The organism is Saprospiraceae bacterium, from assembly GCA_016716185.1.
GTDB lineage: Bacteria > Bacteroidota > Bacteroidia > Chitinophagales > Saprospiraceae > Vicinibacter.
In genome coordinates, this window is sequence record JADJWV010000001.1 from 1 (window position 1) to 12,889 (window position 12,889).

The following is a 12,889-nucleotide window of genomic DNA, read 5'->3' on the forward strand; positions in this document are numbered from 1 at the left end:
ATTGGATAAGTTCTACTTTGGATTGCTGAGAAAGTAAAATCATTGATTTAACAAATAAAGTGTCAACGCTTTCCCAATAGTCAAATCCATCTCTCGAATAAACAAAAGCGCTTGTAGCAACAGGGTCTGTAATATCAACCATTTCAAAATTTGTTGCTTTGTAGCACCACGATTCACCGATAACTAACTTTTTATTATACACATCGGCAATTGAATCTATCTTAAAAGCAATGTTATCAATGTAATTAAAATGTGGTGGGTAAATATGATAATCTATGTAATCAATGTTTGTTTGTGCAATTTCTTCAAAGAACTGAATATTGTCCCATGTTCCAGCACCTGCACCTATTAAGGTTGATGAAACAGCCAAATTAGACGTAAAAAAGTTAATTAAAGAAATCGTGCTGTCAACGCTATAATCAATTAAATTAAAGAGATTAATCTCTTGCGTTTGAGGTTCCATTTCCAAAGTGAGATAGTCGGGTTGCAACGAATCAAGTATAGTTTGCATCATTTGTAATTTTTCTTGCTTATAACGAACTAATTCCAATGTGTCATCAGTTGATGGGTTGCCGTCAGGGTTGTAATAGTGCTTTTGGATGTCTGAAACCATTTTGGGTTCTCCAAAAGCTTCATCAACAAATGCTGCTTGGCATCCAATTATTAGCTTAAATCCTTTCTGTTTTATTTTTTGTGCAACGGTCATATAAAAGTCTAGATAGTACGTTGAGTTAGTGAATGAATCTACAAGCATAGGATATTGAACTGTTAAGTCAACAGACTTAAACCCAAGAGTGTCAAATGCCATAAGCATAGTATCAATTTTTGCATATAATGCATTCTGGTAAAGAATATTAGGGTACGGATAAGCTGTGTCTGGTGTAAAAAGTGCATAACCGCGGTTGCTGTTTGCAAGCATTAAATTACCTGTAAAATCAGTACAGTATTGTTGATTGTCCCATTTGTTAAGGATTTCTGAATTAACTTGATTAAGTTTTAAAGTTAATTGAACTTTTGCCGTATCCCATTGAGCTGGAACTTGACCATTTAATGTTAGCGAAATTGGGAATAGAAGCAGTAACGCTAATTTTTTGTAGATTTCTTTTTTCATTGTCATTAATATTTTAAAGATTACAAAGCAAAAGTCTGTTATTGTCCTATGAAATCAGTCATAGTTTATATTCCGAGACCTCTTTTCCCAAATTTTTATACCTTGAAGCATAGACAGAAGGCGTTACTCCTTTAAATTTCTTAAATGCCATATAAAAACTATTTTTGTTGTTGAAGCCAGAGTCATAGACAATTGCTAAAATTTTCACATCAGGATCTTTGGCAATTAAATCACAAGCATATTCCACTCGTTTTTGGTTTATAAAACTGTTAAAATTAAGTCCTGATTTCTCATTTATGACTTGTGAAACTTTTTGAGGAGAATAATTAATCAATTTTGCAAACTGTTCCAATGTAATTTCAGGATTGGTAATAACTTCACTTTTTTCAGATGTTGCCATTATCTTATTTTCGATATCTTGTTTTTCTTTGTCATTTAAGGTTGATTTGATGTATTTAGATTTTTGAATTTTAAGTATTTCTATGATTTGTGGTTGTTTAAATACCAAAACGACAGTAACTAAAACCAATAAATTTAATACAGATGAAATAATGAAACTCTCAAATTTATAGTTGATGTTATGCCAAAATCCAAATAAAATTACAAATGCAGCCAAGACTGTCCAAAATGACAGATTGACCTTCATAATTGGAGAATTCAAGTTCTTCAGGGTTTTGCTAAGAAATTTGAGCATTAGGATTGTGTAAACACTAAACGCGATAATATATATTGTCTGGTTAAAATGATGCCATTGTGCAATTAGCAAAAAAACTATTGAAAGTACTTGAATTGAGTATAAAAACCTGTTGTTATATCTTTTTTCATTGGAAAAAATATGATACAAGAGCAAAATGTTAGCTGGCATTAAGTAAGATATAGGGAAGGCGTTACTGTAATCAGGAATCCAATTACACCAAACAAAAATTGAATAAAAATGGACGGTTGAACTAATAAGAATGAAATAGCTTAAAAGACGAACATTACACTCTCTTTTGTTTCTTTCAAGATAAAGACTCAAAGTTGTAATGAGTTGTAAAAATGCAACCAGTAAACTAAAAATAAAATATATTTTATATCCTGTCACGTTCTATGTTTTTGTCATTCTAATATAGCCACTAACGGTTTGCAGCTATACGCAGGCAGGGCATTTTACCACTAAACTTCCTACGAAGAACTGAACTTCAAATATACCTCTTTCCTGTCCTACGAAGCACGAAACCCCTGCTTGCGTATAGGTGATGTTGGGTGCTGGTGTTCTGTCCGCTCGTCTTTGTAAACCATTGTCAATGTTCGGTTTGAGTGTCATTGTCTGTTTGCTTTTTTGTCTGTCTGGGTCGGGTTGTGCGTTGCGTTTTTTATTTTTTTTGAAGGGTCGGGATTTTTTAAAAACAATTTTTCTTGCGTTGGCTTTGCAAGCTCTTTGACATAGCTTTGGTTTGAGCGTTGGCTCGTGGGGCTTTGGCAATGTGCTTGCAAATAGCGTGGGCTAAAACAACTTTCCTTGTAGGTCAATTTTTGGTTGAAATGTTCCAATAATCATAAACGGATTTAATGAAACGTGATGATGTGCTTGGGTTGTCCCTAAAAAGAAATGCAAGTCTTTTGTTTTAGCAAAGTCGTCAAAATATTTTTTTCTTACATCTGCAATTGCTTTTTGTTCGTCTCCTTCGTGTCGAGCAAGGCAATTCCAATAAAGCTGTCCTGTTTCCCAATCTTCAATCATCATATTACTCTCTTTTCCTTGATTGTCGATTATTTTAAACTTGAATTTGTAAGGTAGTTTCTGAACAACCTCAAATTTACCTTCTTGATTAGTTTCAAATAAATTGAGTTGGTTCAACTTAGCTAATTTGTCTTTGTCCCATTCTCTTTCAACTGGCTCTGCGTAGAAATCCAAAATCTCTGTTGGTTTAAATACTGCCAATGATGTGCAAATATTTTTGTCCTTGGCTTCTGCTATCAATTCAGTTAGGTTGTAATAAATTTTCCCTAAGCAGATTTTCTTGCGTTCTTCCCAATTACTTTTGGTGTCAATGTGTCCAACTACATTTATCTCTGTGTCAATACTTTTAGGTCGATAACTTTCAGGACGGAAATCGCTTGTGTTTTTTACCAAATCAACTTCAATCCAATCATATTTTTTGTATTGTTCGTTATATGACTTTTTTCGGAACGGAACAGGGTAAAGACGTATCCAAGTCCCATCTTCACGAAACCCTGCTGTGCAAACCAATTCATCATATTTTGCCGAAAGTGTTGGATAAGTCTTTACAGTAATGAGAACTTTTGTTAGTGCCATTTTTAAATATGTTTTACTTCATAGTCAAATGCAGGAAGTTTTTCTATGGCTTCTGCTAAATGTTTACGATGGCACTGGCAAATATTAGCTTCAAAACAAGTTAGGGCAATACGCTTGTGTTCTTTCAATAAATCTAATATGTGTAATTGCGAATTGGTTGTTTTGGATAGATTGTTTTTACGGTAAATGGAAAAAAGTTTATCGTAATCGCTTTGTGTATTTAATTCTTGTCTTTGTTCTGATTGTATGCCAACTTCAGGAATATGAACATACTGTATGCCTAAGCTTCCGCAATATTTTTTTAACTGACTTTTGCTAAAGCCAAATTTCATACTTAATGGATTGTTCCGTACATCAACCAAAACTTTAACATCATTTTTAAGCAAACGAACCAAATATTCTTCCAACGAAATACCTTCATAACCAATAGTAAAAGCACGGTCTTATTTGCTCTTGGTTTGGACTTGTTTACTTTTTCCAACTCCTCTTTTGTTAAGATGTTTTCGGCAGCTTCACTCTTGATGGCGTAAAAGGAAATTCAAGTAAGTGTGTTTCATTAAAGCCGTTGCACTCAATTTGCCATAATGAGTTTTTACTTCCTGCAATAGTTTCAAGTCGGCAGGTTTTAGTTGTTTCAGGTAATCGGTTGAGTCTTTTTTTGTAAAGGACTTTTCATCTTCTGTTAAAAATCCTCTTGTTACCATTGCGGTCATATCTGCATTTGCAGAATAAGAGTAACAACCGAAGCGATAGGGAATAAAATCGTATTCACTTTTTACCTGTCTTTGGGTAAAAAGAAAAAGTAGTTTCTGTAAACGAATTTTATCTAATTGTCCGTCAAACAGTTGCAGTATTGCGAGTATTATTTTTCTTCGGTAAAACACTGTGCAAAGTTAAGAATATTAAATTATTGATTGTATTTAATTGAGCTTTTTCCTTTAACCTAAAATTGTTAATAGCGGACTTGTTTATTTTCCTTTAAACATTTCGCTTATTAAATATCCAATTAGTAAAACTGCCCCTACTGCCAAAGCGGCATTAACAATTTCATCTGTATTCGATTTATTTCCGTTGGCTAAATACTCATTATACTGATTTTGAGAAATTTTTCCATTTCTGTATAAGATAAGCATATACTCGTCTTTTTCTTGCTTTGTGGCAAGTCCTGCTCTAAGTCTGTCGCCTAAGTAGGAAAGTCTTTGAAAGTCTATTGTGTTGCTCATTTCTTAATTCTTTTTTGGTTCTGAATAGTTTCAAATGCTTCCTTTAAAAGAGGAAATAAGTCTTTTAGTTGGTCAATGGTCTGTTGTTGCAAATTATCTCTATGCTCTAAGTCTTTCATTTGCATTTTTAGGTCATTAACTTGGTCTTTAAAACTGTTTACTGTTTTAAAATGCCAATATATAAAACCACCCACAACCGAAATTAGAGTAAGTAGTCCTAATATTATTTGTAATGTTGGGTTCATTCAGTCAATATTTTATCATTTTTACTTTTGCTTTTAAGAATCAGTTTTTTATCCCAACCTTGTTTCAAAATCAAATCAATACATTCTTTTGTTTCTTCGGGTGTGAAGCTATCGGCTTTAGTTGGAAATTTCGCTTTTGGTGTTTTCCATAGCTTCATTGCTTCTCTAATAGTTGCTAAATCCAAAGACTGTGTATCTGAAATTACTTTAGAAACTGTGTTGAGCAATTCAATTAGTTTACTTCTTTCTTTAAACGGGAAAGTCGCATAAATTTTAAGTAAATCTTTCATTGATTGCTCTACTAAATCCAATTCAGGTTTATGATATTTTGGATTGAATAAATTTTCCGATTTTTCTCCAAGTGCTAAAACTTCATAACCCTTATTACCAACTTTCTCTTTTTTGAAGTATTTGTCTTTGCCGTTAATCAGTTGCCGTATTTTGTTGTCATAGGTTCCGTAATGCCAATTTTGAAATTGAAAGTGAGTATTAATTCCATAGAGTTTTTCGAGATGATAAAGGTCTTTGGCAATTACCATTTCACCCTGTTGCATTTTGTGTTCATTATGTTGCTTAACAATATGCCCGATAATCTGCTTTTGATAAAAGTCTAATAGGTTCTTTTGTGAAAAGTATGTTGGTCGTGGCTCTGCAGCAATGGCTAAATCTTCTTGTTTTACTTCAATTGTTTTTGGCTGCAATGCTTCTTTTAATGCCGTTTGGTAAAGCAAGGTTGTATATTCCTGATTGACTTTTACGCTTGTTTCCAATTCATCACACAAATTCATTAATTCCTCTATTTTGGAAACTATGCGTTTTTGTTCTGATAATGGTGGAAATGCAATGAAAAATTCGACTAAATCTCTTTGATATAAATGGGGTGTTGTTGCCCCCATAATTCTAGAATTAACTATTTTCTGAAAATGCTCGCTTAATAAATAATAATAAAGGAATTTTAATTGAACTTGCTTTGATGGTCGAATTAGAAGTAAAGATGAGTTTATTGTAGCGGGCTCCTGCAAATCTTTAATTATTCCAAGTTTTCCTATACCCGCACCATCCTTACATATCAAAATATCACCATTTCTAAGCATTATCTCAGGACTCTCGTCATATCTCTCTTTTGAAATATGATAAGCCTGTGAATAATCAACGTAATCTCCATAGTTAAGTGAATAAACGGATAAAAAAAGTGGGCCATTTTTTTTGTATTCACTTGCTGTCAGTCCTTTCCAACCAATTCTACCATTCAATTCTGCAATTTCTCCAAGTCTGCACCAAGACCAGTTTGAAGGAGTTTTAAATGGAACATCAGCCAAATTTATTTTGGGTAATGCTTTCTCTTTTTTGCCTGATTTTGCCTTCTCTACTTTTATCTTTTCAAGAAGTTTTGATGCTGGTTCGTCTTTTGGGTTTTGGGGAACTAATTTACCTTGCATTGCATCTTTCAAAATCTGCTGTCGCAGTTTTTTGATTAACTCTAACTGGTGTGATTGTTCATTTATTAATTCATCCTTATATGAATTGCCCACTATGAACTTTGATTTAACTTCAAGTTGTTGTTTAATGTCAAAATATGGCAGACGATAATTTCCAAAAGACTTTAATCCAATTGCTTCTTTTGATGTTCCTGCTTTAGTGTTTCTTACAATATCATCTTTCAAAACATTGAAAATAATATGATAAAATTGCAAGTCAATTGGATATTTCTCTTCATTCTTTGGGGTAAGAATAAAGCACAAATCGCTTGATATAAACTTGCCATTTACATAATGCGTTCTGCCTAATGAACCTGATGCAGCAGCAGCAAAAATTAATGCTTCACAGTCATATACATATTCATTATGAGTTTTCCATTCAGAAGAAGCTGTAATGAAAGTGTATTTCCCTGGTATGCACTTAGAACTTTGTAAAGTCCCTTTTTCAAACTGAAATAAATCTGATATTGGAACCAAACTCATTTAACCGCCTGTTTTAATTGGTTCAACAAGTTATTGCTTTTAGCAAAACTCTTATCTAAAAGTTGCATCAATTCCTGTGTGTTGTTTTCGTGTTCTTCCTCTTGTTTGGTGGGGTTCTTAATATCCAAATCATAATTACGCTCAATAATGGTTTTGATATTTACTTTCCAAGCTACCTCACTTTCTTTGCGTTTGTTCCACCATTTTTTAATCGGTTCAAGCTCTTTTATTTGAATTGGTTTAGTTTTGCTATATGCCTTTTGTCCTACAGGTAAACGATGTTCATAATACCAAATGTCTTTAGTAGATTTTCCTTTTTCAAAAAACAATAAGTTGGTTGCAACCGTTGCATAAGGTTGAAAAACTGAATTTGGCAACCTAATAATCGTGTGTAGATTGCAATCTTTTAATAATTTCTCCCTAATTCTTTGTTTTACACCTTCACCTGTTAAACTCCCATCAGGTAAAACAATTCCTGCTCGTCCTTCATTTTTCAAAAGATGAATCATCAAAATCAAAAAGAGGTCTGCACTTTCTTTAGTTCGGAAGCTTTGAGGAAAATTGTTTTCGTTGTTATTGGCTACTATTCCCCCAAATGGCGGATTTGCCAATATTACATTTACACGGTGCTTCTCAGTAAAGTTGCTCAAAGGTTGGTCTAAAGCATCACCAAATCGAATATTCGGCACTTCAATATCGTGCAAAATCAAATTGGTAGTTGCCAACAAATAGGGAAGTGGTTTATACTCCCAACCAATAATATTTTCTTCAATGGATTTTCTTTCTTTAACTGAATTAGCTTGCTTCTTCAAGTGTTCAATGGCACAAGTCAAGTAGCCACCCGTGCCGCAGGCAGGGTCCAATATTTTCTCGCCAATTTGGGGGTTGATAATATCGGTAATGAATTGTGTAATGGCTCGTGGCGTGTAGAACTCTCCACTTTTACCTGCACTTTGCAATTCTTTTAATATATTTTCGTAAAGCTCACCAAAAGAATGGCGGTCTTTGGCAACATTAAAATCTAGCTCATTTAACTTGTTCAATACCTTTCGGATATTGATTCCGCTTTTCATATAGTTGTGATTGCCCTCAAAAACCTCACGAACAATTAAAGCCCTTCGGTTTCCCGTGCTTACATCCACATTTCTCAATGCAGGAAACAGTTCTCGGTCAACGAACTCTAACAATTCATCACCTGTCATTCCTTCATCATCACCTGCCCAAGCATCCCAATGAAATTTTGAAGGAATCGGAGATTTGTATTTGTCATCTAAGATTTCAAGTTCCTTGTCTTTGTCTGAAAATATTTTTAAAAATAGCATCCACCCCAATTGTTCAATGCGTTGTGCATCACCGTTCAATCAAGTGTCCTGCCACATTATTTTTCTTATGCTATCTATTATGCCTGATATATTTCCCATTTATCTGTTACGCTATTTTATACAGTTCTTTTTCTAATTCTTTCACGGCTTCAAGGTATTTTTCCTTGCTGCCAAACTCATTGATAATTTCGATCGGTGAACCGAAATCAGTAAGCGGCTTTACTTTTAAAACTTCAATGCTTTCAATGTTTGTAATGCCTTCGTCTGCATACTTGTCAAGTAGGGTTTCTAAAACTTTTCTTGCCTGTTCACCATATTTTGTAAAGTAGTTTCGCTTTTTAACATTGTTGGCTCTTTCTTTTCGTGTCAATGGTGGTTGGTCAAAAGCGATATGACAAATAAGGTCGAACAAATCCACTTCTTTGTTTACGGCTTCTGTCAATGCTTCAATTAAAACCCCTTGCTCTTGCAATTCTGCTACAATAGCTTCTTTGCGTTCAGTTGTGTTCCATTTGTTTAAGAAATCATCTAATGAGGCAAATTGTCCTTTAATAATTTCTTTGGTGTGGTCTTTTAAACTAGTGGTAATTGGTTTGCCGTTATTATCAAAATACAATTCCCTACTCACCAAAACAGAAACATCAACTCCGTTTACATAGATTTTTTGACGGGGTTCTTTAGCAACCCAATTTCCGTTTGGCATTGTGCCATCAGGATAACGAATTTGTGCCTTTTCAAATTTTATTTCTTCTCCTGTTTGTTCGTCTAAAACTGTGAAGGTATTTTCTTCTTCCTCAATCACTACCAATGATAAATCTTCATCTTGTGAAACTGGTTTAACTCTAATCGGGTCGCCATCAAAATCTTTATCGGCAAACAAATCTGTTACATTTCTAAAATCAAGAATGGTGAAATAGAGTTTGTCAAATTCTTCATTGATACGTGTTCCCCTACCAATGATTTGTTTGAATTTGGTCATTGATTTTATTTCGCTGTCCAACACAATCACTTTACAGGTTTGAGCATCTACGCCTGTTGTCATCAATTCAGAAGTGGTTGCAATTACAGGATATTTTTCTTCGGGGTTTATGAAGTTGTCCAATTCTCGTTTCCCTTCGTCATTGTCGCCTGTAATCTGCATTACATATTTGTAGTTTTCTGCTACCAAATCGTGATTGTATTTGGCAATGGCTGAACGCATTCTTTCTGCGTGGTCAATGTCTGCACAGAAAATGATTGTTTTAGCGAAGCGGTCAAAACCTTTCAGAAATTCGGTTACTTTTTTTGCAACGGTGTCTGTTCGTTCATCAATAACCAAATTCCTGTCGTAATCTTTACGGTTGTAAACACGGTCTTCAATTTCGTTACCGTGTTTGTCTTTTTTTCCTTGTTCGGGTCGCCAACCTTCAAAGTCAATGTTTAAACCAATTCTTACCACTCGGTAAGGAGCAAGGAAGCCATCATCAATTCCCTGTTTAAGCGAATAAGTGTAAATTGGGTCGCCAAAATATTCGGTATTGCTTGTTTCTTTGGTTTCTTTTGGAGTAGCTGTTAAACCAATATGCGTAGCGTTATTGAAGTAGTTTAAAATTTCTCTCCAAGCACTATCTTCCTTTGCACTTCCTCTATGGCACTCGTCAATAACAATCAGGTCGAAAAAGTCAGGCGAAAATTGTTTGTAGATATTTTTATCTTCTTCATTTCCCGATAAACCTTGATAAAGCGACAAATAAATTTCATAACTTTTGTCAATCTGCCTATGTTTTACCACAGTCATTTTATCCTTGAAGTGTTTGAAATCGCCTCTGCGTGTCTGGTCAATCAAAGCATTTCGGTCGGCTAAAAACAGAATACGTTTTTTTGCTCCGCTTTTCCAAAGTCGGTGAATGATTTGAAATGCCGTATATGTCTTTCCTGTTCCTGTTGCCATCACCAAAAGCAATCTGTTTTGTCCTTTGGCAATTGCTTCAACTGTTCTATTTACAGCAATTTGTTGGTAGTATCTTGGTTTACGGCTTGTTCCATCAAAGTAATAGTCTTGTGAAGCAATTTTTTCAGCTACTGGAGTTTCAATACCCTTGTATTTTTTATATTTCTCCCAAAGTTGTTTAGGCGTTGGGAAGTTTTCTAAATCAAGTTCTGTTTCAATGTTTCCATCTGTTGCTGTTCTGTCGTGAAATAGAAAACCATCTCCGTTGCTACTGAATACGCAAGGTATATCAAGTATTTTAGCATAGTCCAAAGCTTGTTGAATACCTGCTCTTACTGAATGATTATTGTCTTTGGCTTCAATAATTGCAATAGGAATATTCGGTTTGTAATAGAGAATGTAGTCTGCTCTTTTGCCTTTGCCTCTTGCTGTCAGTTTACCCCGAACAAAGATTTTACCGTCAGTGAAAGAAACTTCCTCCAATAGTTGAATTTGCTTATCCCAACCTGCTTTCTCAAGTGCAGGAGTGATAAACTTGGTGCAAATATCTCTTTCTGATAAACTCTTTTTACTCATTTCCTTTCACTACATAAAAATTTGGTCAAAATACGAATTATTGTCGGTGCGTTGGCTAAAAAGTGGCTCTTTTGGTTTTGCGAAGGGTCGGCTTGCGGGTGGGGCAAAGCCAAATGTGCCACTTGCGGGCTGGCTAAAATTGTTTTTAAAAAATGTGCGGTGGGAAAAAAATAAAAAACATAGGGTCGGCAATGAGTGTCGGCTTACTCGTTGTCCGTTTGTAATTTCGTTTCTATATCTTTGGTCACCTGTCAAAATGGTTTACTTTTTTATTTCTGTCACTCGTTTATTTGTCGTGTCGCTGTCTTAATACACTTGCACCCAACGGGCCGCGTATTGGCGATGGGCGGGATTTTTAGCACTGAACTTTATACGAAGAACGAAAGTTGAATTTTGCATTTCCGTTGATACGAAGCCGTTCAGCCCGCCTATTGCCAATACGATGTTATCGGTTCGGGCATCATATCTTCCATATTTCCTTTGCGTTGTCATACAAGAATTTAGCTCGCTGTTCTATGGCTTGTTCGTTCCATTCGTCATAAAGCAAATAGTCGTTCATCGTTTCAAGTCCAGCTGAGTAATTGCTTAAACCTTTTTTGTCCTTTTTACCTTTTCGTTTTACAGTCCAGTTTGCATCTCGGATTGTTGAGTTTAATGCTTGGGTAATTATCGTTAAATTTCCTAATGTCAATAATTTACGATTTCGTTTTATTCTGTCTTCGTTGTTTGAAAGTTTACCCCAATTATTTTCCCATTTTTTAGGCATTAAATGTTCTAAACTGTATTTGTTTAATCCTAAAAGTTGGGTTGATTGTAGTCTTCTGTTTCTGATTTTAGATTCAATGAAATATAAAATTCCTGCTGACTGTTTATTAACGAGTTGAGCTGTGTCAAATCCTGTTTTTAGTTCTTCGTTTGTAGGTAAGAAGTTTACTTTGTCGGATTGTCCGTCTAAATAATCAACAAATTGTTGTTTCGTTAAAATTTCATTATTGATTAGTCTATCCGTAAATAATTGATTGTAATTTTTGGTGCTTGCGTGTACAACCATTCTACGCATTACATAGGTTTCAATAAATTCAAAAAGTTCGTTTCTGTCGTTGTCGTTAGAAACATTTTTAAGAATATAAAGTACATAAGGAATAAGAGTAGAAGTATCAAGTCCAAAAATTATAGCGTTTATTCTTTCAATTCCAGAATTTTCTGAAAGTTCATCTTCAATAATTTCGTAATCAAAGTTTTCTTGAAAAATTAAAGCATAATCTTTAATTTCTGCTAAAATTGATTTTTTGTCATTGTTTAAATATTCTTTAATGAACCTTTTGTAAGATTCAAAAAGTTGTTCAACTTTTGAAAATTCAATTTTATCTTCTGTTTTTACATTCAGATTTTTATCTTGTATTTTGATTTGTAAATACGAAAAGAAAAACAAATCAATAAATTCTCTTTTCAACCTACCTGCTGTAATTTCCCTATCCCAATAGTTTTTTGTGTCTTCGTCTTTTTCAAAAACATTTTTCCAATAAGTGTTGTATGTTGAAATTTCATCACGATTGAAAAAATAATTTTTTAAGAGTTCTGCTGTTGTGAGTTTAACACCTAACGAATTGATAGTGTCAAAAATTTGTTGCTCATCTTCGTTTTCATCAAGGTCAATTCCAACAAATAAAATTTTAGCTAAAATATTATTGATGTCTAATTTGTCTAAATTTAGATTTTGATTGAAGTATGTGTAGGCTCTTGTTATATTATCAGTGCCATTTAACTCTTTAAGTTCTGACAAGTTCATTATTAATTCGTAAGCATCAATATCATTGTGATTGTGCTGAATTGCAATTAAATCTCTAAGTTTAAACATACGGTTAAACTCATAATCATCTTTTGTTTTTAGAGCTAAAACTTTGAAAAAAATTGAGAGTGTTGTCAAACGCTGCTGTCCATCAATTAAAGTTCTTTTGTCTCCAACTCTGTTTCCTGTGTTTGTAGGTTGTTGTTTTAGAATAACAGAGCCTAAAAAGTAAGGTTTATTTGTTTGGCTAACGTGTTCCATATCTTCGAGAAGTCTTTCCCATTGGTCTGTATCCCAAACATAAGCTCTTTGAAAAAATGGAATTTCTAAAACTCTATTTCCGTTAAAAATGTCATTGATGGTTCTTTTCCCTGCGTCCATATATTTTTTATCTCAATTTTGTTTTTGTACTGTCGTTCTTGCCTGACCGATA

At 34.1% G+C, this 12,889-nt stretch carries 8 protein-coding genes and 2 pseudogenes; all 10 read right to left on the reverse strand.

The window, feature by feature from the left end; all coding sequences use genetic code 11:
- A partial coding sequence (locus IPM34_00005) for a hypothetical protein (protein ID MBK8953927.1) occupies nucleotides 1–1,111 on the reverse strand: 1,111 nt, incomplete at its 3' end.
- Nucleotides 1,112–1,169: 58 nt separating this feature from the next.
- The gene (locus IPM34_00010) at nucleotides 1,170–1,757 is read right to left on the reverse strand and encodes an AraC family transcriptional regulator (protein ID MBK8953928.1); all 588 of its coding nucleotides are present in this window, start codon (nucleotides 1,755–1,757) and stop codon (nucleotides 1,170–1,172) included.
- An 840-nt stretch (nucleotides 1,758–2,597) separates the two neighbouring features.
- Nucleotides 2,598–3,410 carry a hypothetical protein gene (locus tag IPM34_00015; protein ID MBK8953929.1) on the reverse strand — a complete coding sequence of 271 codons (813 nt, stop codon included), beginning with the start codon at nucleotides 3,408–3,410 and terminating at the stop codon, nucleotides 2,598–2,600.
- Nucleotides 3,411–3,412: 2 nt separating this feature from the next.
- A pseudogene (locus IPM34_00020) lies at nucleotides 3,413–4,294 on the reverse strand (DUF488 family protein).
- A gap of 84 nt (nucleotides 4,295–4,378) precedes the next feature.
- Nucleotides 4,379–4,633 carry a hypothetical protein gene (locus IPM34_00025; GenBank protein MBK8953930.1) on the reverse strand — a complete coding sequence of 85 codons (255 nt, stop codon included), beginning with the start codon at nucleotides 4,631–4,633 and terminating at the stop codon, nucleotides 4,379–4,381.
- Nucleotides 4,630–4,878, reverse strand: coding sequence for a hypothetical protein (locus tag IPM34_00030; GenBank protein MBK8953931.1), 249 nt, complete (start codon nucleotides 4,876–4,878; stop codon nucleotides 4,630–4,632). Before IPM34_00030 ends, IPM34_00025 begins: the two co-directional genes overlap by 4 nt.
- Nucleotides 4,875–6,839: a restriction endonuclease subunit S gene (locus IPM34_00035; GenBank protein ID MBK8953932.1), complete on the reverse strand. Its 1,965-nt coding sequence runs from the start codon at nucleotides 6,837–6,839 to the stop codon at nucleotides 4,875–4,877. Before IPM34_00035 ends, IPM34_00030 begins: the two co-directional genes overlap by 4 nt.
- A pseudogene (locus IPM34_00040) lies at nucleotides 6,836–8,260 on the reverse strand (N-6 DNA methylase). Before IPM34_00040 ends, IPM34_00035 begins: the two are co-directional and overlap by 4 nt.
- A 7-nt stretch (nucleotides 8,261–8,267) precedes the next feature.
- On the reverse strand, nucleotides 8,268–10,667 hold the full coding sequence (locus IPM34_00045) for a DEAD/DEAH box helicase family protein (GenBank protein ID MBK8953933.1): 2,400 nt from the start codon (nucleotides 10,665–10,667) through the stop codon (nucleotides 8,268–8,270).
- A 460-nt stretch (nucleotides 10,668–11,127) separates the two neighbouring features.
- Complete coding sequence (locus tag IPM34_00050; protein MBK8953934.1) at nucleotides 11,128–12,837, reverse strand: DUF262 domain-containing protein; 1,710 nt, start codon at nucleotides 12,835–12,837, stop codon at nucleotides 11,128–11,130.
- Nucleotides 12,838–12,889: the final 52 nt, after the last annotated feature.

Coding starts and splice junctions, on each gene's coding strand:
- IPM34_00010 (MBK8953928.1), bottom strand. CDS start 1,757: ATGAAGGTCAATCTGTCATTTTGGACAGTCTTGGCTGCATTTGTAATT.
- IPM34_00015 (MBK8953929.1), bottom strand. CDS start 3,410: ATGGCACTAACAAAAGTTCTCATTACTGTAAAGACTTATCCAACACTT.
- IPM34_00025 (MBK8953930.1), bottom strand. CDS start 4,633: ATGAGCAACACAATAGACTTTCAAAGACTTTCCTACTTAGGCGACAGA.
- IPM34_00030 (MBK8953931.1), bottom strand. CDS start 4,878: ATGAACCCAACATTACAAATAATATTAGGACTACTTACTCTAATTTCG.
- IPM34_00035 (MBK8953932.1), bottom strand. CDS start 6,839: ATGAGTTTGGTTCCAATATCAGATTTATTTCAGTTTGAAAAAGGGACT.
- IPM34_00045 (MBK8953933.1), bottom strand. CDS start 10,667: ATGAGTAAAAAGAGTTTATCAGAAAGAGATATTTGCACCAAGTTTATC.
- IPM34_00050 (MBK8953934.1), bottom strand. CDS start 12,837: ATGGACGCAGGGAAAAGAACCATCAATGACATTTTTAACGGAAATAGA.